The organism is Myxococcales bacterium (assembly GCA_016706225.1).
Lineage (GTDB): Bacteria > Myxococcota_A > Polyangia > Polyangiales > Polyangiaceae > JADJKB01.
Window position 1 is genome coordinate 538302 of sequence record JADJKB010000024.1, and the last position, 21354, is coordinate 559655.

Sequence of the window (21354 nt, forward strand, 5' to 3'; positions counted from 1 at the left end):
TCAGGGTAAGGCCTGCCGCGCTGCGCGGCGCTCCCGGTCGGAGCGTGCGTCGGCGCTGCGGCCCCGGATGCTCGCGCTGGCCTTTTCCCACTCGAGCACGACGTCGGCCAGGCCCAGCTCCGCCGGCGCTCGCTTGACGATCACGATCACGTCGATGTCCGCGTCGAACAGCTCACGCTTCGTGCGAAATGCCTCGCGGACCAGGCGTTTGGCGCGATTTCTCGCCACGGCGTTGCCGACCTTGCGCGAGGCCACGATACCGAGGCGCGCGCCGTCGGAGCCTGCGCGTGCATACACCAAGAGCACGAAACACGGCGTTGATACACGCCGGGCCGAGCGTTGAATGTCCTGGTACTCGGCCCGCTTGCGAATGCGCTGTGCGGGCGGAAACCGACCGCTCGGGCAGAGCACTACTTCTTGTAGGTGGCGACGGCGAGGCGCCACCGCCCCTTGCGGCGGCGGCTCTTCAGCACGTCTTTTCCACCCTTGGTGCTGTTGCGCTTACGAAACCCGTGAGTGCGGGCGCGGCTGGTGTTGCTGGGCTGGAATGTGCGCTTCATGACGTTACCCGCTCTGCCGGGGAGCAAGGCCAAATCGCCTTTGCCGAGCCCGGCGCGTCGAGGGGCCGGGAGTCAGCCACGCGGAACCGTTCGAGTCAAGCGCTGCGGCGAACGCCGGCCCGAAACCCCTGCACTTTCGCGCAGGGACTTGCCTCGCCCCGCGCCGAGTGATACTCGCACGCCCCCATGCGCGACAACATCCGTCTCGTGTCTTCGGCCGGCACCGGCTTCACGTATTACACCACCAAGAACAAGCGGACCCAGACCACCAAGCTGGAGCTGAAGAAGTACGATCCGGTGGCGCGGAAACACGTTCCGTTCAAAGAAGCGAAGATGCCGCCTCACAGCAAGTGAGTCTGGGCATCTTCACGACTCGAGCGTAGCTCCGGCCGGGCGCGTCCTCCGACGCGCCCGAAGATGGAGCGAGGGGGGCCCCGAGTGCGGGCCCCGTTTTCCGGACTGCGAGCCCGTTGCTACTCGCCGCTCAGGATCTTGAACTCGACCCGCCGGTTCTTGGCGCGGCTCTCTTTGCTGTCGTTCGGCACGAGCGGCTTGGTCTCACCAAACCCTTCGCTCGACAGGCGCGAGGCCTTGATGCCCTTGCCGGTGAGATAGCGCATGCAGCTGGCCGCGCGATCTTTGCTGAGCTTCATGTTCATCGCGTCGGCACCGACGTCGTCCGTGTGGCCGTAGACGCCGATGTTCAGCGCGGGCCGCGCCTGCATCAGCGCGACGACCTCGTCCAAGATCGGGAAGCTGACTGCCTTGATCACGGCCTTGCCGGTCTCGAACTGGATCGGCTCGAGCAGCGCGACCTCGCCATCCTCGGTCACCTTGGTGAGGCCGGGGCAGCCGTTCTTCTCCGGGTTCTTGTTCTTCAGACCGGGCTCGAGCGGACAGCGATCCTCCACGTCGGGGATCTTGTCGTTATCCGCGTCGTCCTCGGGACAGCCGTCGGCGTCCTGAATTCCGTCCTTGTCCTCGGGGTTGTCCGGGCAGGCGTCGGCGGCATCCGGAATGCCGTCGTTGTCGCGATCCGAACCCGCCGGGCAGCCGTCGGACGGATCCGGCGGCTTGCCGTCTTCCGGTACGTCCGGGCACTTGTCGATGTCGTCCGGGTAGCCGTCCTTGTCGCGATCGGCGGCGTAGTCGTCCACATCGGGGCGAACCTTGACCTTCTTGTCGGGAGATTTCGGGTCGAAATCGCCGATGTTCAGGTAGTGCCCAATCGACACGAGGACGCGCAGGTCCGGCGCGCCGTAGCCGCCTGAGAAGCGAGTGCCGGCGCCCATCATGGCCCAGGTCTTCTGCTTCTCGCCGAGGCCAAAACGACCCTGAGCCATCCACTCTAGCGAGGTGTTGTGCCCGCTGAAGAAGGTGCTCTCCGGTCCGCCGGCTTTGTTGAACAACCCGGTCGTGCCGAAGATTTCACCGCCCAGGCGCACACGCCCGCTGCGCATGGGGACGTACACGCCACCCGCAAAGCGGAGCTCACTGCCGAGGAACAGATCACCGTTCGGGCCGCCGATCGAACGATCGGGCCGGAAGTGGGGACCGATGTGGCCCGCGATCAAGAATTTCCCGGCGTCGTACTCGCTGTTGGCGAAGATCCAGCCAGTCGTCTTGGTATCACTGGTGAACGAGTTCGGGTCGCCGGTCGGGGCCCACAGCGCACCACCGAGACCGAAGCGGAACTTGTGATTGTTGGACTCGTAGGCCTTGACGCGGGTGTCGATGCGAAGATCGTGGATGCTGACCTTCTTCACGGCCAGGCCGTCGCTGCTCACACCGCGCGACTGGGGATCTTGTCCGGTGAACTGGTAGAAGGCGATGGGGAGCGCGACGTTGAAGCTGGCGCGGCTCGCGAGCTCCATGCCCACGCTCAGGTAGTCGATGATCTGACCCGCGACGGGGTTCTGGATGCGTTCCTGAGTATTGCCATCACTCGTGACGGCGGTGTCTCTGAGGGGGTTCAGCGTGTACCCGAGGGCCATCATCCCGTAGAAACGAGAGCGCTCGGCCATGTACGGTCGCCACACCATGAAGCCGTCGTCCGGTGCGCCCGAGATCTGCGCGCGGTCGAGGTACCAAGTGTTGGTCTGGGCAGCCGCCGGCTTTCCGTTAGTGAGCAGGCAGAGCCCCGCCGCGAGAGCCAGTGCTACGCGGCCGAGCCGGGAGCCAAGAACATCGAGCTTATGGACGAAATCGAGCATGCGCACCCGGCCGGAAGCTACTCCGAGGGCCCTGGCATTGAAAGCCCGAATGCCTCGAAATGGGCCATGCCGCGGGGCGGCGGCTCGATTGGACACTGCGGACGCGAGGCCGGACGGTTCTGGTTTCCGCGTCAGCGTAGCTCGGCGAACACCTCGGTGACCCACACACCGCCGGGCCCGTCCACGGCGGCGATGCCCACCGAGTCGTAGCGGCGTTCGAGCAGGTTCCCGCGGTGTGACGGGCTTGCCCATATGGCGCGGTGTGCACGTTCCGGGGTCGCCGCCCGCGCCACGTTCTCGCCGAACGCGAGCGGCGTCAGCCCCAGCGCCTCGAGGCGGTCCTTCACCGTTCCCTTACCAACATCGTGCCCGAGTGTGCCGGAGTCTCGCATCGCTTCGGCTTGAACGAGAGCCGCGCGATCGAGCTCGGCGTTGCGCTGAAGCACGCCAGCTCCCTCGCTGCTGCGCGCCTGGTTCACCATGGCAAACAGCGCGCTGGCGCCATCAGCCATCCCGCTTCCGGCGCTCTCACCCGGGGCCGCGCTGCCGTGAAACGCTGAAGGCGGCGGCTGATCGGCGTGAATCAAGGCCTCGAGCACCGGGCGTGGCCCTCGCTCCACGTCGGCCAGGACCTGCACCAACCAAGTGCCGGGGCCGTTCGGCGCGAAACGCGCGCGGATCACGTTCGAGTCGAGCGAAGTCGGAATGGAGCGTGGTGTGCCGCGAGGCCCGAGCACCAGCACCTTCGCGTCCTGGACCGGCACGAGCATGTGCGCCGTGATGTCGAGCCACTGTCCGGCGCGCGCACTCGAGGGCAGGGCATCCAGATCGGCGAGCGCGTCGACCGCCACCAAGGTCGCGGACTCTTGGTCCTTGGTCTTCGCGTGGAACGCACCACACGTGCGCTGGCCGCCCTCGCGAAACGTACCGAGCCAGCGCTTGGCCCGAGCGAGGGTGTCCTCGGCGTTCAGAGTCTGACCCGCGTAAGACCACGAGCGGGGCCACACGTGGGGCGAGCCGGCGCGACGCAGCTCGAAGCCGAGCTCCGCGGGGTCGAGTACGGCGTCGCTCGGTGCCTGCCGCGCGGCCAAGCTCGCGGCGACCCGATCGAGCGCGCCGTCGCCGCGGGCGCACAGGCGCACCAGCGCCCGGGCCAGCCCCTGGGTCTGGCTCGCCTCCGGTGAGCGAGTGGCCCCCTGCCAGCCCCCCTCACCGGCGTCGGCGCCCGGCGCCGCCGCATCCGGCGTCGCAGCGACCGGGCTTCGGGCCGGAGGCAGAGGCGGGTCCGCCGGCGCGCAGCACCCGAGACCGGCGAGCAGAACGAGTGGGACCGAGCGCACGGTGACGAGCCTAGCGAAGGTCGTGGCGAGGCGGCGGAACCCTGCGAAAACTGCCGTGAAGTCGACCGCTCCGCCCCCCCCTGATAGGCTCCCGGGTGCCCGGGCCCTCATGAACCGGTTTTCCACAGCTGCGAAAGTTGGGGTGTTCGCGATCGCAACCGTGGTCGCGGGCCTGTTCATCTATCGCTTCGTCAGCAAACAGACGGCTGGGTCGGGTGGCTATGTCGTGTGGGCGCTCCTCAGCGACGCCACGGGCGTGCCGAAGAACTCTCAGGTGAAGGTCGCCGGAATCCCCATCGGCCAGGTCGAGAGCATTCGGCTTCAGGACGGGAAAGCTCGCATCGACATCCGCATCCGGGCCGACGTTCCGCTGTACGAGGATGCCGCCGTCGCCAAGGTGAGCTCGAGCCTGCTGGGTGAATACTTCCTCGCCGTCGCACCGGGCACCGAGGGCAAACCTCAGCTGCAGAACGGCGATCGCATCAACGCCGTGACCGAGGCCGCGACGACGGACCAGATCTTGAAGAACGTGGCCGACATCACCGTTCAGGTGAAGAAGGTCGCGGACAGCCTGGCGGGCTCCATCGGCACCAAGAAGGGCGAGGAGAACCTCAAGAGCACGCTGCAGAACCTGGCGGAGGTCACCGACGCGCTGAACCAGACGGTGCGAGAGAACCGCGGCGCCATCAAGAGCATCCTGAGCAACGTGCAGCGCATCACCCAGAAGGGTGAGCCGGAGGTCGACCGCATCCTGGAAAATGTGCGGGTTGCCACCAAAGAGGTGCGCGAGCTGCTGCAGAAGGGCGAAGAAGGTCAGACCTCGCCGGGAGAAGTCCGGCAGGTCATCGAGCGGGTCAACCGCGCCAGCATGAGCCTGGAAAAGACCCTCTCCAACATGGAGAAGGTCACGGGGCGGCTCGAGCGGGGTGAAGGCACACTCGGTCGGCTGAGCAAGGACGAGAAGCTCATCAACGAGGTCGAGGGCGTCGCCGAAGGGGTCGGCGAGTTCGTCGGCGGGATCAACCGCCTGCAGACCATCGTCGCGCTGCGTACGGACTATCAGTTCCTGGCCAGCACAGTGAAGAGCTACGTCGAGCTCCGACTGCAGCCCCGCGAGGACAAGTACTACTCGATCGAGGTGGTCAACGACCCGCGCGGGCTCACGCGCTTCGAGCAGATCGACGTCGACACGACCAACCCGAACGATCCGCCGCACTATCGAGAGGTGCGCACGGTCACCACGAACTCGTTCCGTTTCTCACTGCAGTTTGCCCAGCGCATGGGGCCGTTCGTCGGGCGCTTTGGCATCAAGGAGTCCACCGGTGGTGTGGGCCTCGACACGCTGCTGTTCGACGATCGCTTCGAAGTGCGACAGGACCTGTTCGGCTTCGGTGAGGTCGTGCTCCCGCGCTGGCGTGTCTCACTCGGCTACGAGTTCGTGTCACGGCTGTGGCTGCTCGCCGGCATGGACGACATCTTGAGCCCGGACCGCCGCGACTACTTCATTGGTCTGCAGCTCAAGTTCAACGACGAGGATCTGAAGACGATCCTGCCGTTTGCGCCGACTCCCTGACGAGTCCGCGCGAGTACACGCGAGCGCATGCGAGCGCACTCGCGAGCTCTGCGCGCCGTGAACGGCTCGTCCGCATGCGAGCGCGCATGCGCTCCGCGGTGCTGCGGAACTTTGCGTTCAGCCCGGAAAGCGACATGGCCGACGTCGGTTCCTGGATGACAGTGTGTGTGCCCCACCGGTACTGTACGTAAAGCTGGGCCGACTTGCGTCGGTCCGGACTCTGACTCCGGAGGCTACCCATGACGAAGCGAAGGTATCCGAGCAGAAGGCCAGGTTTCTCGCTGATTGCCGCGCTTGGCGTGGCGCTGTTTGCCGGCTGTACGGGGGAAATCTCGGAGCCCGGCGCGCAGGACGGCTTTGGCGGCTTTGGCTCGGGTGCCAGCAACGGGAGCACCAAGGCCGGCCTGGTGGCGACGCCCCGGCTCGCTCGGCTGACCCACACCCAGTGGGAGAACAGCGTGCGGGATCTGCTGGGCATCACCAGCCCCGAGCCACTGTTCACGGAGTTCCCCAAGGACCCGAAGACCGCCGGTTTCCTGTTCGACAACGACGCCGGCTCCCTGAGCGTGGATCAGGCGCTCTGGTCCGCGTATCAGCGCGCCACGGACGCCGTGATCGAGCGGCTGGTCGGCGACTCGGTGGCGTTTCAGAAGCTCTTGCCGCCCGACACCGGGGACGCAGACGCGCGCGCTCGCAGCCTGATCGCCGACCTGGGCATGCGTGCCTACCGACGGCCGCTGACGCAGGCGGAGAAGGACGAGCTGCTGGAGCTGTTCCAGAGTGCGCCGTCGCTCTACGCCGGTGTTGCACCCTTCGAGGCGGGAGTCCGATTGCTGTTGCAGGCCGTCCTGCAGTCACCGCTGTTCCTGTATCGCATCGAGGCCAGCAAGAAGGTCGTGGGGGACGCGATCCCGCTCGACGGCTACGAGCTGGCGTCGCGGCTCTCGTACACGCTGATCAACTCGATGCCGGACGCAGCGCTGCTTGCCGCTGCCAGCGCGGGCAAGCTCGCGACGGCCTCCGGTGTCGAGGCCGAAGCGCGCCGCCTGCTCGACGACCCGCGCGCCGAAAAGGTCGTCACTCTGTTTCATCACGCCTTGTTCGACGGCAGCAAGATGGAGAGCATCAAGCCGTTCACTTCGCTGTTCCCGGAAGTCTCACCGACCCTCGGAGCGTCGGCGCTGATGGAGAACGAGCTGTTCGTGCGAGACCAATTCGAGAGCGGCGGCGGCTTCAGGGAGCTGCTCACGTCGACGACCACGTTCGTGAACGCGGATCTGGCGTTCGTCTACGGGCTCACGGGTTCGTTCGGCACGGGCTTCGAGAAGGTCCAGCTCGATGCCAAGAAACGCCGGGGGATCTTCACGCAGGTGGGATTTCTGGCGGCCAACGCCACGGCCGCCGACCCCGATCCCATTCACCGGGGGGCGTACCTGGCGCGGCGCATCGCCTGCATCGATATCTCCGCGCCGCCGGGCAACGTCCCGCCCCTGCCGGCCGCCTCTGGCAAGACCAACCGCGAAAACGTGCAAGCTCACACCGAGACTCCTGGTTCGGTCTGCGCCAACTGCCACACGGAGCACATCAATCCCTTTGGGTTCCCGTTCGAGAACTACGACGCCGTCGGGGCGTGGCGCGACGACGACAACGGGCAGCCGGTGGATGCAACGGCATCCCCCTTGCTCGATGACACACCGACAGCGGTCACGGGCGCGGTCGAGCTGGCCGAAAAACTGGCGGCCAGCCCGGCCGCGCATCGCTGCTACGCGGAGCACTGGCTCGAGTACACGTTCGGGCGCAAGAGCGTCGAGGCCGACGCAAAGACCATCTCGGAGATCGGCGAGCTGAGCCGAGGCGGGGCCGGCATCAAGGACGTGATCGCCAAGCTGGTCGTGAGCCGGGGATTTTTGAATCGCGCCAAGGAGCAACTCAAATGAAGATCTCTCGCCGGTTGGTGCTGAAGGGACTCGGCGGTGTGGCTCTGGGGCTGCCGTTCCTCGAGTCGTTCGGGGTCAGCGAGGCAAAGGCCGCCGACGAGGTGCAGCCGTTTGCCATCTTCTTGCGACAGGCCAACGGGGTCGCGACCGCGCTGAAGAGTGAGGTCGGCGACGAGCCGGAGCGGTTCTGGCCAAAATCGGTCGGCGCGCTCAGCGCGGACAACGTCTCGGGGCGCGCCATCGACGAGCTCGGCCCGTACCTGGATCGGCTGCTGGTCGTCCGCGGCGTCAACATGAAGGACTACAACTTCGGTGACGGCCACGCGCGCGGCGCGCTGCAGGGCCTGACCGCCCGCGGACCCACGGTCGCCGGGGCCGCCGGGGACTCGGAGGCCGACGGTGAGAGCATCGATCACCGCATTGGGCGTGAGCTGAACCCGGGCGGCAGGGACTCGTTGTTCCTGTACGCAGGCAAGAGCGGCGGCTGGCTCGGAGGGCCCTGCATCTCGTATCGCGGCTCGGGTACCCGTCGCTCGGCGCTCCACAATCCCTGGGCCGCCTACCAGACCATCATCGGCGGGGACGCCTCGATCTCCCCCGAGGCACGCGCCAAGGTCGTCGGTCGCCAGAAGAGCGTCAACGACCTGGTGCGCGGGCAGCTGCAGAGCTTGATGGCCCGTCCCGAGCTGTCGACCAGCGACAAACAGCGCTTGCAGCTGCACTTCGACAGTGTGCGTGACCTGGAGATCGCGCTGACGTGTCGCATGGCCGCCGATCAGGAGCTCTTGCTCGAGGGCAAGTCCGCTGGCTACGACAGCTCCGACGGCGACGTCGTGATCGCGACGACCAAGCTGCACATGGACGTGGCCGCGCTCGCCATCGCCTGCGGTTACACCCGCTCGGTGGCGATTCAGGTGGGCAGCGGTAACGACGGAAGCACGCGCTATCCGAACCCCGACACTGGCGCGCTGATGGCCGACAACTACCACTACATTTCGCATCGTCGTAAGTCGCACGACTCGAGCGGTTCGGTGATCGCAGGGTCGGACCTGCTGCACAGCCACGTCGACCGGCACTTCGCTCGCATGTTCAAGTACCTGCTGGACAAGCTGAGCGCCTACGTCATGCCGAGCGGCAAGCAGCTCTTGCAGCACGGCGTCGCGGTTTGGCACAACGACAACTCGAGCGGGCCGCCGCACGGCGCGAAGAACGTGCCCTTCGTGCTAGCCGGCAGCGCCAACGGCTTCTTGAAGCAGGGCCTGTCGCTCGAGCTCACGGACAAGAGCGAGGTCAACATCGCGCGCATGCTCGGCACCCTGGGCAGCGCTGCGGGACTGAAGCAGAGCGACGGCAGCCCGATCGACGATTTCGGCGATCCGAGCCTGCCGCGCGGGGTGCTGACGGAGCTGCTGGCGTGAGGTCGGCTCACGGCCGCGGCTGGGTGAGTCGACAGACACCGGGGTGGTCTCGCCCGCTTTCACCTTGACAGACGGCCGACTCGAGGACTCCGATCAGCCGCCGCCATGTCTGCCATCGTCGTGAATCGCGAGAGCCTGAAGGCGCGCATCGGCACCGTCCTCAAGCAGCGATACAACGTCGATGGTCTGCTCGATTTCGGGGGCATTGCTGCGCTCTACAGCGGGAGCCACAAGAACGGCCGGCGTGTGGCCCTGAAGGTGTTGCATTCCGACCTCGCCGAGGATCCCGATCTGTGCCAGCGGTTCCTGCGCGAAGGCTACGTGGCCAACGCCGTCGAACACCCGGGCGCCGCCACCATCCTCGATGACGACACGGCGGAGGACGGGGCGCCGTTCCTGGTGCTGGAGTTGCTGAAGGGTGTGAGCCTCGAGCAGCGCCTCGCACAGAAGGGCCCGCTGCCTCCGGAGGAGGCGCTCTACGTTGCAGACCAGGTGCTCGACGTGCTGGTCGCGGCCCACGAGAAGGGCATCAGTCACGGCGACATCAAGCCCGCGAACGTCTTCTTGACCAGCGCTGGACCGATCAAGTTGCTCGATTTCGGTGTTGCGCGCATGCGCCGCGAGGCGCTGGGGGCCGCCCTGGCCGAAGACGAGGGCCCGTTCGGTAGTTCTAGCTTCAGCGCGCCCGAGCAAGCCCGAGGAGAAGCTCCAGTGGACTGGCGTGCGGACATCTGGTCCGTGGGCGCGCTCTTGTTCACGGCGCTCACCGCGCGCTCCGTGCACACGGGCGACAGCAGCGCCGAGCGACGGGCGGCGGCGGCGAGCGAATCCGCGCCCGAGATCAAAGAGGTGTGGCCGGGACTGCCACCCTCCGTCATCGAGCTCGTCGACGTGGCGCTCGCGTTCGAAAAAGAGAAACGTCACCAGACCGCGCGGCTGATGCAGCGCGAGACGCGCGCGGCCTATCAGGCGCTCGTTCGCGGGCCCGTCAGCTCCGATGCCGTCAGCGCGAAACCCTCGTGGGCCGAGCCGGGCAAACGTGAGCCGCGGCCCGGCGACGCCTTGATGAGCGCAACGCTGCTCTCGGCGCAGCCGGCGCCACCCGACGAGGACGCTGTTTCCATCGACGTGCAGTTCGAGGAGCCGGTCGTCGTGGTCGAAACACCCCTGGATTTCGCCAAGACCGAGCTGGCCGTGCGCAGCGGGCCTGCGCTCGGAAGACCCAGCGACAGTGTGGCCTCGACGGATCGCGAGCTCGTGACGCCCGGAATGCTCGTCGACTCCGAACAGGAGAAGACCACGGAGCCGGGGGCGCCGGCGTTCGCCGCGGTCACCCCCAAGAAACCGTCGAGCTGATCGCGCCGCTGCGGGAGCGGCTCACTTCGACGGTTCGCGCGGACCGGGCCCGCCGAACGTGCTGTGACCGGCGCAGATTGCCTTGGAGTAGGCGAGCCGTTTGGCCTCTTCCGGCCCGAAGCTCTGGGCCAGCTCGCCCTCGAACGCACCGAGCTCGCCGGTCAGTGCCCAGAACAGCTCGAACACGGGGTGTTGATCTTTGCCGGAGGCGGGCGCCGGCCTGAGCCCAGCGCGCACCTCGGTGACCTGGCGCATGGCCTCACTCACGCCAGAGCTCTCCTGCTTGCGCAGGGCGTCCATCACCACGTGCGTGCAGGTATCCGGTCCGAGCGCGTCGACGACGTCGGCGTTGCCGACCGCCTTTGCGCAGAGCGGGCGAATGGTCTTCCAGACCCGCTCGTACGAGTGCTTGTAGGCCGCGCTGATCGGCTCCACGTCGTCTGGCGACAGGCCCAGCTCCTCGAGCCGCTCGGGATCCGGTTTCCAGCCGTCGGGCTTGAAACAGGGGTGGCGATACTTGATGGTTCCGTCCTTCGCGAGCTCGGCCCAGTCCTTTTGATCCAGGTCGAACTCGTTCCGGCCCCGGGCGGCGCCGCCATCGGTCTGACGCGCCAGCTCTCGTTCGGCGTTCGACAGCTGCCCTTCGAGCTTGGACCGCTCCTTCTCGAGGCTCTTGAGCTTGCGATTGAGGACGGCGATGTCCTCCGCCAGATTTTCGTTGGCCGCCGCCAGGCGTCGGGGCGCTCTCTTCTGCGCTGCCAGCGCTTGCTCTGGCGTTGGGCCGGGGCTCGGGTCCCCTTCGCCGGGAGGCTGGCTCGCGGGGGCTTTGGGGGTTCTGGGTGCGGTTCCGAGCGCGCGTCGCCGGGTTTCACGACGAACGAGCCCCGGGTTCCACCCCGGCGGGGCCCGGGGCGGGGGGGGGGGGGGGGGGGGGCCGGGGGGGGGGGGGGGGGGGGGCGGCGGCGCGGGGGGGGGGGGCGGGGGGGGGGGGGGGGGGGGGGGGGGGGGGGGGGGGGGGGGGGGGGGGCAAGCTCTTGGGCGGTCCGGCTCCGATTCAGGCGCGGCCGGGGGGGTGGGGGGGTTGGTGCGGGCTGTTTCTTCTTCTTTGCGTCCAGCGCCAGTCGCGTGGCGATCGTGAGCAACCAGGTCGATGGGCGGGCCGGGCCCGCCGGATCGAAGCGGGGTAAAGCGCGGAAGGCTCGCAGGAACGTCTCTTGAGCCAGATCTTCCACCTCGCGGCCGCGCCCCAAGAGCCGCGAGAGAAGCGCAAAGACCGGCCGCTCGTAGCGGACCACGAAGGCGCGGAACGCCAGTGGGTCGCCGGCGCGCGCCCGCTCGAGGGTCACGGCATCGAGCTCGCGCCCGGGCGTGGCTCGCGCTCCGGGCTCAGTCGTCGCCATCACCGCCATCATCGCTTCGAGGTTTCACGACAGGCGCGCTGAGAGGTTCCCGTCGCCCTCAGAAATCGACCCAGCCGAGATGTTTCGCGGCGACCAAGGCGGCCTGGGCCTCTTTCTCGCCGACCTTTCGGGCGGAGGGGCGGGGCGTCGTGAGCTCCGTGATGGCCACCGAGACGCTGACGCGGTTCGCCGCGAGCTCCGGCACCCGGCGCAGCGAGATGGGCACGGTGCCCACTTCGGCCGGGTCGAACGCGGCGTAGTGCCGGGGACCGGGGGCGAGCGGCGTGTCGCCGTCGGGTAAGAGGGCCCGCGGTTCGCCATTGGTCTGCACGATGGCGCCGGCCATCATCGGGCTGGCCAGATCGAGATCGAGAGGGAACTCGACGTGTCCCGGCTCCGTGCCGCGATAGAAGACCGCCGAACCCCGGGTCCAGCCACACAGCGCAGCGACGCGGTCGCGGCCCTGGTCGCGGATGGCGCGAAAGATGTCGACGGCCTGCACGTAGCCGAGCCCCACTACGGTGTCACCCAGACGTCCGCCGAACTCACTCAGCGAGGCGAGCGCGGTGTCCAGCTGCTCGCGCGTCAGGGCGTGCCGGCGCACCAGGTACTCACCCAGGAGCTCGCTGCGATCCGTCGACGCGACGTGATGCAGGCGCCCGCTCCTCAGGTAGAGCTCCTTGCGCTGCGGCGCTCCGGTTCGATCCGCTCGTTCGACGAACAACGCGCCGCTCTCGCGCTCGCGCCGCATCTGCGCGAGCACGTCGATCATCGGAGTGTCGCCGAGCAGTGAACGGTAGTCTGGCGCGCCGGGGGCGTGCAGGTCTCGCGTGGTCTGAGTAGTCGAGGGCAGCAGGTGGCGCGCCAGCTCTGCGTGTTCGCGGATCTTGCCGAAGGCGCCGTCTCCGAAGGCGACCTCGTCGTCACCCATGAGCTCACCTGTGGCGACGAGCTCCAGCAAACGCGGCAGGCTCAGGTTCTCGAGCACTCGGCCGTCGGTGCGGCGCACTCGGGAGACCTCCACGGTTCGCGCTGGCCGAGCCGCAGTGCCGGCTGGCGCCGCGCGCCCGGTAGCGGCGAGTCCGGCCGGCAATGGGGCTCTGGGTTGCCGGGAGACCGGCACCGGCGGAACCGACTCGGGCATGGCGGGCTCCGCTGGCCCGCGCTCGGCGACCGCGCGCATGCGGTCCACACTGTCCTTGATCTGGCGCGCGATCTTCTTCGAATCGCCGGCCTCGCGCACCACCGCGGCCAGATCAATCGCAAGTTTGTCGCCTGCGGGCAGCTCGAACGGTTCGAGCGCCGCGCCGAGCTCGGCCGCCGTTGCGAAGCGATCGCTCGGCGCCCGCGCGAGGGCTCGCTCGAAGATGGCAAAGAGCCCCGGGGGCATCAGCGCGGAGCGACTGCGAAGCGGCTCGATGTTGGCGTCGCGGATCGCGAGCAACACCGCCAGCTGACCACTGCCGGGGAAGACGCGCTCACCCAGCAACATCTCCCCGAGGATTGCCGTCAGCGCAAACAGGTCCGCGCGATGGTCGAACGGCTCGCCGGCAATTTGTTCTGGCGCAAGGTAGCCGAATTTTCCCTTCAGCCCACCGTCCATCGTCGCGGGTTTGATCGCCTCACTCACGCGCGCGATGCCGAAGTCGCCGAGTTTGACCACACCGTCGACCGAGAGATAGACGTTGGACGGTGTGACGTCTCGGTGGACGATGGCGAGGGGTACACCCTCGGAGTTGCACGCAGAGTGAATGGCCGCGAGCGCGGCGGTGAGCCGCCGCGTGATGTAGATGGCGACACCGAGGGGTAAGCGCAGCTGTTCGGTCTCGAGGTGTCGGAGCAAGCGATACAGATCGACGCCCTCGACGTACTCCATTGCCAGGTATGGCTCCTGACCGACCATGCCGGCGCCGAACACCGTCACGACGTTCGGGTGAGAGACGGCGCGATTCAGCTCGGCTTCGTGATCGAGCACGTCGAACTGGCTCTCATTCTTGCCGGCCAGGAGCCGCTTCACGACCAGCTTCGGCGCGGGCATGAGCCCCGTCTTGGGACGCGCGAGGAACACCTCGGCGCTCCCGCCGACGGCCAGGCGTCGTTCGAGAACGAAGGGGCCAAACGGAGTGGCGTGCTCCTTGGCGTCGCCTTGCCCGCTCATCTCGCCGGGCATTATGTCGCGTCCATGGCCGCTCCCGCTAGTCTGGTGCATACCTCGGCAGCGGCAGTCGCGCCCCTTCGCCTCGCCACATCCGTATCCACTGCTGTGGCCCGAGGCTCGATGGCCTGAATTCGTGGCGATTCTGCGCTAGAGATCGGGCCATGCCTCGCCTCCGGGGAGTCCTCGTCTTGCTTGCGGCCGCGGCCGTTGCTTGTGCCGTGGCCGTGAGCTGCAAACGGGCACCGGCCGCGCCAGCGGGTCCGCCGAAGACTCCAACGTTGAGGATCTTCGTGGTGACGAGCATGGCGGGCGCCCTCGAGCCCTGCGGGTGTGTGAAGGACATGCTCGGCGGCATCGACCACGCGGCGCAGCTGGTGAAGGCTCGTCGGGATGGCGCGGCGGCGACGCTGCTGCTGGCCGCTGGCCCGACGCTGTTTCTGGATCCCGTGATCGAAAAAGACTCGCGGACCCAGGTGCTTTGGAAAGCGGAGGCCATCGCCGACTCACTCAAGGACATGGGCCTGGTGGCCTGGGCGCCGGGCGCAAACGATTGGGCCGCCGGCGTCCAAGAGCTCGAGCGCCTGAAGCGCAGGTCTGGCGCGGCGATGCTGGGTGCGAATCTTGGCGGTGCGAGCGCGGGTGCTACGAGTGTGAAGGTGGTCGATGCCCAGGGCCACAAGGTGGGCGTCGTCGGTTTGTCGTTGCCGCTTCAGTCTGGCGCGGCGCCGGCGGGCTTGGAGGTCAAAGATGCACGCGCGGCGCTCGAGGCCGCGAAGAAGACCTTCGACGCCGAGGGCGCGCGCATTCGAATCGCGCTGCTCGCCATGCCCCGCGGTGACGCGATGCGGCTGGTGGACGGTGTCGGTGGCTTCTCGCTGGTGATCGTCGGCAAGGGGGTCGACCGCGGTGAGGCAAACGACGGCCCCGTCCCGCCGACGCTGGTCGGGGACACTCTGGTCGTGCAGACGCCGAATCATCTGCAGAGTGTCGCCATCGTCGATCTGTTCGTGCGCGGCGACGACGTGCGCTTCAAGGATGGTTCAGGCCTGGCGGAGACGGAGAAGAAGGACGCGCTCAAGCGTCGGCTCGAAGAGCTGGAGCGGCGCATCGGCGAGGCCGAGAAACCGGGCAGCGGCGTCTTGCCCGAAGATCTCGCGGCTCGGCGCAAGGACCGAGAGAGCCTCGCCAAGCAGCTGGCCGAGCAGAAGCCGCCGGAGGTACCGGCCGAAGGCAGCTTCTTCCGCTACGAGCTCGAGCGCGTGAGCGAGGCGGCGGGCGTCGAGGTTGCCGTCGCGACGCGCATGAAGGCCTATTACAAACGGGTCAACGAACACAACAAGACGGCCTTCGCCGATCGCCTACCGCCGCCGGTGCCCGAGGGCAAATCGGGATACATCGGCACCGCCAAGTGTGTCTCGTGTCACGGCGAAGAGCACAAGTTCTGGCTGACCACGCGGCACGCGAAGGCCTACCGAACGCTCGAGGTGGACGACAAACAGTTCAACTTGGACTGCGTCAGCTGTCACGTCACCGGCTACGACAAGCCGGGCGGCTCGACGGTGACCCACGTCGCCGGGCTCGAGAACATCGGCTGCGAGGTCTGTCACGGACCGAGCTCGCGGCACGCCGATTCGCCGGCCGACAAGAGCCTGATCACGCGCACCCCCTCGAAGTCGCTGTGCGCCACGGAGTGCCACCACCCGCCCCACGTCAAGAGCGACTGGAGCGCCGAGGACGCCTGGAAGCAAATCACTGGCCCGGGGCACGGCAAGTGAGCTGACGGTTCGCGGCTCAGGACACGGCGGTCTTCAGGAAGGCCCCGCGCCGGTAGGCCACGATGTACACCAGTGCGAAGGCCGCGTAGGTCGCCGCCACTACCACCCACAGTCGTTCGAGCGGTTGAGCCCAGCCGAACACGACGAGCCACGCCACCGGCAACTGGAAGCCGAACACCACGAGGCTGTCGAGGCTGAGTGTCAGCTTCGTCGCGCCGGCGCCCTGGATCGCCGCGCCGAGCACGATGCCGATGCCGAGCCCGATGTAGCTCGGACCCACGGTGCCGACGTAGCTCACGCCGAGGTCGATCACCTGCTGATCCCGGTCGAAGAACCCCACGATATCCCCGCCCCACACCCGGTACGCGATGGCCAGGAGCGCCATCATGGCCGCGTTGTACAGGGCGGCGTACCAGCCGCTCGCCTTGGCGCGCTCGGGGCTCTTTGCACCCAGGTTCTGGCCCACGAAGGTCTGCGCGGCGCTGCCCCAGCCCAGCCCGACGAACAACGCCATGGTCTCGAGTCGGAACACGATGCCGAGGGCGGTCGTCGCCGACTGGTCGGCGGCCGTGGTGTAAGCGCGTGCAACCAGCGAGTGCATCACCAGCATGGCCGCGATGCGTACGACCAGCTGTGTGCTCGACGGCCAGCCGACACGCCAGAGCGAGCGCATGGCACCAAGGTCCGGTCGTCCGCGGCCATCACTGCCGAACAGACCGAAACGACGGACCAGGGAGAACGTCAGCGGAATCAGCACGACCACGCGAGCCAGTACCGTCGCCCACGCGGCGCCGAGCAGCTCGAGCCGCGGGATCCCCAGGACTCGGGCGACGGGCGGGCCCCAGGAGAAGAGCGGGGGAGCGTCACCGGGCCCGTAGACCAGCAACACTGCGAACACGAAGTTCAGCACGTTGGCGAGCACCAGGAGGGAGGCGGGCGTCTTGCTGCTGCCGAGGGCACGTTGGAGTGTGGTCAAGTGCAGCAGCAAGAAGATGGTGAAGCTGCCGGCCAGCATCACCTTCAGGTACTCGGCCCCCAGGACCGCGACCTGACCCTTCGCGCCCACCAGATCTGCGACCAGCCAGTGCGCGCCGAACAATCCCAGGCCCGAGAAGATCGCGCTCAGGACGAGCACACACAGGAGCGACTGCCACGCCGTCTGTCGCACCCCGGCCGGATCGCCGGCGCCCTGTTTTCGGCTGACGATGGCCGCCGTTGCTACACTCAGTCCGTAACTCACGATGGTGCCGAGGGCGGCGAGCTGATCACAGATGCCGATGGCGCCGAGCGCAGGCCCTGCCACGTCGTGGGGTAAGCGCGAGATCAGATAGGCGTCGACCAGGTTGAACGTGACCTGAAGCCCCATGCCCAAGGCGAGAGGCGCACCGAAGCGCGCGACCTCGAACGGGATCGGGCCGGTCCGGATGCGGGAGCTCGGGTCAGCCATCACCGCTCTTCGTGCGCTCGAAGCAGGTGTCGGGGACGCGCCGCGCCGCGCGCACCAGCGCCGTCCTCTCGACGAAGCGCGCGGTGACGGGGTCGTGATAACCGCTGGGCAAGGCCACACCGTCGTCGGCAGCGGTCGCGTACCAGCGCCCGATGCGAGCCATGAGCAGCTCGCGCACCCATTTGCCCACCAGCGACGCCAGCATGACCAGTGGATCGCGTGCGTCGGCGTCTTGCACGAACTGGAGCTCGCCCAGCTTCGGAAAATGATAGGCGCTGCGCTTCCGCTGCTGTTCGATGACCGCGTGCAGACGCCCCGAGAGCGGCCCGAAGAAGCGCGAATAGTCGCCCATGCCGCCGACCTTGCCACACACCGCCAGCACATCCGCGCCGGCGCGCTCGCGGTGATCGAGCACCAGGGCTTCCATGGCGTGAAGATCGGTCACGAAGCGGTTCTTGCCACGCGAGAGTGCATCGTTCAGGCGTTCGGTACACACCACGCTGCTCTTGACCGAGAGTAGCTCGAGCCCGCGCCGGCTGAGCTCGGTTCGAACTGAGAGGGCGGCCTGAACCAGCGCCGGGTCCGCGCTGAACCACTCGCCCTCGACCGACCAGCACTGCCGTTCGGCCTGGCGCGGGCAGGGAGCGCGCAGCCGCGTCGCGCCTTCGAGGGAGAGCGCCGAGAAGATCGCGTCGGGGGTCTCGAGGTTCGGGGCCGAGAGAGCGCGCGCCCAGGCCTCGCCGAGCGCCACGTCCGAGTGGCTCATGCGCTCCTTGCTGTCACCGATCAGCTCGGCGATCGACTTCGGGAGCTTGCGGGTGAACAGGCGCACCGCCTCCGGCTCGACGCGTGCGAGCACGGCGGTCACGACCAGCGGACCGAGCCGCGCGCCCAGACCATTTTCGTCGGCGCCGATCCGGTAGCTGTTCGGCACGGGCCGAGAGCATAGCGGACTGGGCGGAAATTTTTGCTTCTGGTTCGGACGGGGTTCAATCCGCTGGCGAAAAAGCTGGATCATGTCGATCGCGTCCACGCATGGATTGTGGTCCGCGCCAAAGGTGCGGTGGATGGCCGGGACGCGGGTGCCTCGTCCGGGCAATACTTGCCATGACAAGCTCCTTGCGGAGACGAGGAACCACCAGCGGGAGGGGGGAGAGCGTAAGGAGTGCGCAAGCGAGCGCGAAGCCTCGCCGCCGCGCCCCCGGCGGGCGCGGGCTAGCCCCCCGCGACTGGCGGGATCACCGCGACCACGTCGCCACCCGCGACCGGATCTGCCGCCGCCGCAAAGGTCTCGTTGATAGCAAACCGCACGCCAACGAGTCGCCCTTCGAGCTGGGGATGGGCTCGCACGAGTACCGGCACGAACGCCTCGAGGGTACGCACGGCCTCCGGCAGCTCGAGCTCCTCTTCCGCGGCTCCGACGAGGTCGCGGACCCCGGCGAAATAGAGCACGCGCACGGCGCTCATTGCTGCTGCTCGAGGTACTCGCGGAGTCCGTCGCTGACGCTGAGCAGGTTGGGAGTGATCTTCTTGATCAGCAGATCTTCGACCGCTCGTGCCACGGTCTTGGACAGCAGCGACGGCACACCCTTGAGTTTCTTCCCGTCGATGTCGAGGTCGCCGCGGATCTGGAGCTCAGTGCCAGCGTCGACCTCGATGAACTGATTCTTGCCGGTGCAGTGCACCGCCTCGGTGAAGGCGTGGGTCTCGATGCGCCAGCTGCAGGTCCACTCGGCTTCGTTCCAGGTGGCGTAGTCCGACCAGGACAGCATGTTCTCGCTGAGAAAGGCCCGGGCGGCAGCCGGGATCTCGCCGCCTCCGTGCCACTCGTTGAAGAGCTCGCTGACCGCGCCGTCGTCCTTGCGGCTCTTCTGCTCGATGCTGCGGATGTTCGGCAGAAACTCGACCAGATCGACGAGGTGATCGCGATAGGCAGCAAACACCACCGGGCGAGGGAAGGGCAGCTTGGCGTCGGCGCTGAGTTTCATCTCAGATGCCGTAGGCGAAGCCGAGGGATGGCGCAATCACCGGCGCAAAGTCCGGCACCATGGCTCGGCCCGCGACCTCGATGACCATCGCGGCCTCGGGGGACACGGCGTACTGCACACCGAGGCCGGCGCCGCCGAAGAATGGGCCGCTCGTCTTGTAGACGTCGAGCTTGCGGGTCGAGCGATTGCCGGTGCCGTCGTCCTCGACGACCTCGGTCGTGAGCCGGGCCGACGCCTGCGAGACGCCCCCGTTCAACAGCACGTAGGCGCGCACGCCGGCCTTGGCAAACGGATCCTTGCCCAGCCAGTAGGCGCCGCGGGCCTCGGCGTGCAAGGGCAAGAAGGTCTTGCCACCGGCACGCTTGGGCGTTCCCGAAAACGCAAACCCGAGTCGCGTGCCGAGTGTGAGACGGGTCCCGATCAGGCGTTCGTAACCGACCAGCACACGCATCGAGCCGAGGCCGACGCCGCCCTTCAACGAGTTGCCATTTCCGGTCAGCGGTGAGCCGTTGTACTGCACGTCGCCCTTGAAGAAACAGGCGAGCTTGCCGCCCTGCTGCGCCTTCGCGCTGCAGGCGTCGCTCTCGCTGGTGACGACCGTGAGGTCGGGCGAAAACGAGAGCGAGAGCCAGTTGTGCTTGCGCGGTGTGTTGTCCACAGGCTCGTCGCTCTTGGGTTTTTCCAGGCTGGATTCATCGACACACGCCAGCTCGTGACAGACCTTGTCCCCGGGGCAATCGTCGTTCGTTTCACACGAAAGGCCCTGGACGGGTCGCGGGCATTCCTCCGGCGGAACGTTGCCAGGCAGCGAAGGTTGGCGCCCGCTGATGGCGGCCTTGAGCTCGACCTTGCGCGGTTCTTCGGCGGACCCGGCGCTGGCGACGCGGTCGAGGTTCGAGTCGAAGGCGGTGACGTAGTACACGAGCGCGCCGGGCCGCTCCACCGCGGCGCAGGGGATCAGACCGCCGAACCCTGCCTTGTGTTTGTTGATCGGAAGCTCGCGCCAGTCCGAGTCGCCGGGGGCCTTGTAGCGTACGACCACGCGCGACACCTTCACGTCCTCGGGTGCCGACACGAACACCGGCACGGGGTGGTAGGTCGCCTGCTCGGTCCAGGGTTTCTCCTTCAGAACGGCGACGTTGCTGGGGGGCGCTGGGGTCGGGTTGGCCGCGCCCTTGGTCTCGGCGCGCGCGCGATCGAAGTCGGCCTGCACGTCGACCGTCATGTAGGCAGCTTGAGGCACCGACTTGGGATCGGCCTCGAGCATCTTCTTGAACGCAGCAACGGCGTCCTCGTGGGCGTTGAGCCCGGCGGCGTACACGATGCCCAGGGCGCCCTGCAGTGCGGCGTGAGTGTCCTTGCTGCAAGTGCTCTTCTGACAGACCGCGAGCGCGCTGCGCAGCTTGGCCACCGCGGTGCTCATGTTCGTCGCGAGGTAGTCCTCTTCCATCGCCTCGCGCAGAGTCTTCTTGGCGTTGTCGTCCGCCTTGCCGGCGAAACACCACGGAGCGACGAGCAGGCAGACGCATGCGGTGAGCACCGATTGCGACAGCCTCGGGCGAGGAAGGAAGGACATTTTCGGCGGGATGTTAGCCCCAGTTGGCCCGTGGTAGAAGCAGGCACTGTCGGAGGCTCGGATGGCGGACGAAAAGCAAAAGCTCGGGTTGGACGTATACATTGCGCTCGCGGCGATCGGCTGGGCCGACGGGGATCTGGACCCCGAAGAGGCCGACGCGATCGTTCGAACCGCCATGGAAGAGGGGCTCGAGCTGGCGGAGGTCGAGGAGCTCGAGAAAGCGACCAAGTCCCGGGTCGAAATCGGCGAGATCGATCGGCGCGGCATGTCCAAGGAGGACAAGCTGTTCGTGTACGCGGTGGCGTCGTGGATGACCTGGCTGGACGGCGATGTGTCCGAAGACGAGGTCGCTGCGCTGAAGAAGCTCGGCGACGCGCTCAAGATCCCGGAAAAACCTCGGGAGCATGCCGACGCCATCATGCGCGAGGTTGCGCACCAGTCCGAGGACATCCGTCCCCTGCGCTATGATCTGCCGGCGCTGCGGCGGATCATCGGTGAGCGTCTGGCCGAGGCCAAGGGTGCTCGCGATGCCGGCGCGGACGAGGGCTGACGTCTCGGGGCGATGCATGGCACCGATTTCGATTTCACGTCGCTTGCTCGGTTCGCTCGTTTT

18 protein-coding genes are annotated in these 21354 nt (G+C 67.5%); 7 read left to right on the forward strand and 11 right to left on the reverse strand.

The window, feature by feature from the left end:
- Entirely contained in the window at positions 1 to 411 is a 411-nt protein-coding gene (gene rnpA, locus IPI67_38270; protein ID MBK7586019.1) for a ribonuclease P protein component, read from the reverse strand.
- A complete protein-coding gene (rpmH, locus tag IPI67_38275; GenBank protein MBK7586020.1) occupies positions 411 to 560 on the reverse strand; it encodes a 50S ribosomal protein L34 in 150 nt (49 codons plus the stop codon). The genes rnpA and rpmH overlap by 1 nt, the downstream gene beginning before the upstream one ends.
- Before the next feature lie 186 nt (positions 561 to 746).
- Here rpmH and rpmG point away from each other — a divergent pair, with 186 nt between their 5' ends.
- Entirely contained in the window at positions 747 to 914 is a 168-nt protein-coding gene (rpmG, locus tag IPI67_38280; protein MBK7586021.1) for a 50S ribosomal protein L33, read from the forward strand.
- Between the two features lie 119 nt (positions 915 to 1033).
- On the opposite strand, the gene IPI67_38285 is transcribed toward rpmG, so the two are convergent.
- Complete coding sequence (locus IPI67_38285) at positions 1034 to 2779, reverse strand: OmpA family protein (GenBank protein MBK7586022.1); 1746 nt, start codon at positions 2777 to 2779, stop codon at positions 1034 to 1036.
- Between the two features lie 125 nt (positions 2780 to 2904).
- Positions 2905 to 4113, reverse strand: a complete 1209-nt coding sequence (locus tag IPI67_38290; protein ID MBK7586023.1) for a CAP domain-containing protein — start codon at positions 4111 to 4113, stop codon at positions 2905 to 2907.
- 109 nt (positions 4114 to 4222) lie between these two features.
- On the opposite strand from IPI67_38290, the gene IPI67_38295 reads away from it, so the two are divergent.
- From IPI67_38295 to IPI67_38310, 4 genes are all read left to right on the forward strand, one after another.
- Positions 4223 to 5686, forward strand: a complete 1464-nt coding sequence (locus tag IPI67_38295) for an MCE family protein (protein MBK7586024.1) — start codon at positions 4223 to 4225, stop codon at positions 5684 to 5686.
- Between the two features lie 239 nt (positions 5687 to 5925).
- Positions 5926 to 7623, forward strand: a complete 1698-nt coding sequence (locus tag IPI67_38300; GenBank protein ID MBK7586025.1) for a DUF1592 domain-containing protein — start codon at positions 5926 to 5928, stop codon at positions 7621 to 7623.
- Positions 7620 to 9041 (forward strand): DUF1552 domain-containing protein, encoded by a 1422-nt coding sequence (locus IPI67_38305; GenBank protein MBK7586026.1) that lies wholly within the window; start codon positions 7620 to 7622, stop codon positions 9039 to 9041. Before IPI67_38300 ends, IPI67_38305 begins: the two co-directional genes overlap by 4 nt.
- Positions 9042 to 9146: 105 nt before the next feature.
- Positions 9147 to 10397, forward strand: coding sequence for a serine/threonine protein kinase (locus IPI67_38310; protein ID MBK7586027.1), 1251 nt, complete (start codon positions 9147 to 9149; stop codon positions 10395 to 10397).
- A gap of 299 nt (positions 10398 to 10696) precedes the next feature.
- Here IPI67_38310 and IPI67_38315 read toward each other — a convergent pair whose 3' ends face one another.
- Positions 10697 to 11809: a hypothetical protein gene (locus IPI67_38315; GenBank protein MBK7586028.1), complete on the reverse strand. Its 1113-nt coding sequence runs from the start codon at positions 11807 to 11809 to the stop codon at positions 10697 to 10699.
- 46 nt (positions 11810 to 11855) lie between these two features.
- Positions 11856 to 13955 (reverse strand): protein kinase, encoded by a 2100-nt coding sequence (locus IPI67_38320; protein MBK7586029.1) that lies wholly within the window; start codon positions 13953 to 13955, stop codon positions 11856 to 11858.
- Positions 13956 to 14116: 161 nt separating this feature from the next.
- On the opposite strand from IPI67_38320, the gene IPI67_38325 reads away from it, so the two are divergent.
- A complete protein-coding gene (locus IPI67_38325; protein ID MBK7586030.1) occupies positions 14117 to 15730 on the forward strand; it encodes a hypothetical protein in 1614 nt (537 codons plus the stop codon).
- Between the two features lie 16 nt (positions 15731 to 15746).
- Here IPI67_38325 and IPI67_38330 read toward each other — a convergent pair whose 3' ends face one another.
- The 5 genes from IPI67_38330 to IPI67_38350 form a co-directional block, all read right to left on the reverse strand.
- Positions 15747 to 17177: an MATE family efflux transporter gene (locus IPI67_38330; GenBank protein ID MBK7586031.1), complete on the reverse strand. Its 1431-nt coding sequence runs from the start codon at positions 17175 to 17177 to the stop codon at positions 15747 to 15749.
- Positions 17170 to 18111: a hypothetical protein gene (locus IPI67_38335; protein MBK7586032.1), complete on the reverse strand. Its 942-nt coding sequence runs from the start codon at positions 18109 to 18111 to the stop codon at positions 17170 to 17172. Before IPI67_38335 ends, IPI67_38330 begins: the two co-directional genes overlap by 8 nt.
- A 281-nt stretch (positions 18112 to 18392) precedes the next feature.
- Positions 18393 to 18644: a molybdopterin converting factor subunit 1 gene (gene moaD, locus IPI67_38340; protein MBK7586033.1), complete on the reverse strand. Its 252-nt coding sequence runs from the start codon at positions 18642 to 18644 to the stop codon at positions 18393 to 18395.
- Positions 18641 to 19165 carry a hypothetical protein gene (locus IPI67_38345; GenBank protein ID MBK7586034.1) on the reverse strand — a complete coding sequence of 175 codons (525 nt, stop codon included), beginning with the start codon at positions 19163 to 19165 and terminating at the stop codon, positions 18641 to 18643. Before IPI67_38345 ends, moaD begins: the two co-directional genes overlap by 4 nt.
- Before the next feature lies 1 nt (position 19166).
- Entirely contained in the window at positions 19167 to 20705 is a 1539-nt protein-coding gene (locus tag IPI67_38350; protein MBK7586035.1) for a hypothetical protein, read from the reverse strand.
- 97 nt (positions 20706 to 20802) lie between these two features.
- On the opposite strand from IPI67_38350, the gene IPI67_38355 reads away from it, so the two are divergent.
- Positions 20803 to 21291 carry a TerB family tellurite resistance protein gene (locus IPI67_38355; GenBank protein MBK7586036.1) on the forward strand — a complete coding sequence of 163 codons (489 nt, stop codon included), beginning with the start codon at positions 20803 to 20805 and terminating at the stop codon, positions 21289 to 21291.
- The last annotated feature ends 63 nt before the right edge of the window (positions 21292 to 21354 follow it).

Bases quoted from the DNA above. Each gene is read 5' to 3' on its own strand.
- IPI67_38355 (MBK7586036.1), top strand. From the start codon at position 20,803: ATGGCGGACGAAAAGCAAAAGCTCGGGTTGGACGTATACATTGCGCTC.
- IPI67_38310 (MBK7586027.1), top strand. From the start codon at position 9,147: ATGTCTGCCATCGTCGTGAATCGCGAGAGCCTGAAGGCGCGCATCGGC.
- IPI67_38300 (MBK7586025.1), top strand. From the start codon at position 5,926: ATGACGAAGCGAAGGTATCCGAGCAGAAGGCCAGGTTTCTCGCTGATT.
- IPI67_38320 (MBK7586029.1), bottom strand. From the start codon at position 13,955: ATGAGCGGGCAAGGCGACGCCAAGGAGCACGCCACTCCGTTTGGCCCC.
- IPI67_38325 (MBK7586030.1), top strand. From the start codon at position 14,117: ATGCCTCGCCTCCGGGGAGTCCTCGTCTTGCTTGCGGCCGCGGCCGTT.
- IPI67_38330 (MBK7586031.1), bottom strand. From the start codon at position 17,177: ATGGCTGACCCGAGCTCCCGCATCCGGACCGGCCCGATCCCGTTCGAG.
- moaD (MBK7586033.1), bottom strand. From the start codon at position 18,644: ATGAGCGCCGTGCGCGTGCTCTATTTCGCCGGGGTCCGCGACCTCGTC.
- IPI67_38305 (MBK7586026.1), top strand. From the start codon at position 7,620: ATGAAGATCTCTCGCCGGTTGGTGCTGAAGGGACTCGGCGGTGTGGCT.
- IPI67_38295 (MBK7586024.1), top strand. From the start codon at position 4,223: ATGAACCGGTTTTCCACAGCTGCGAAAGTTGGGGTGTTCGCGATCGCA.
- IPI67_38345 (MBK7586034.1), bottom strand. From the start codon at position 19,165: ATGAAACTCAGCGCCGACGCCAAGCTGCCCTTCCCTCGCCCGGTGGTG.
- IPI67_38315 (MBK7586028.1), bottom strand. From the start codon at position 11,809: ATGATGGCGGTGATGGCGACGACTGAGCCCGGAGCGCGAGCCACGCCC.
- rpmG (MBK7586021.1), top strand. From the start codon at position 747: ATGCGCGACAACATCCGTCTCGTGTCTTCGGCCGGCACCGGCTTCACG.
- rpmH (MBK7586020.1), bottom strand. From the start codon at position 560: ATGAAGCGCACATTCCAGCCCAGCAACACCAGCCGCGCCCGCACTCAC.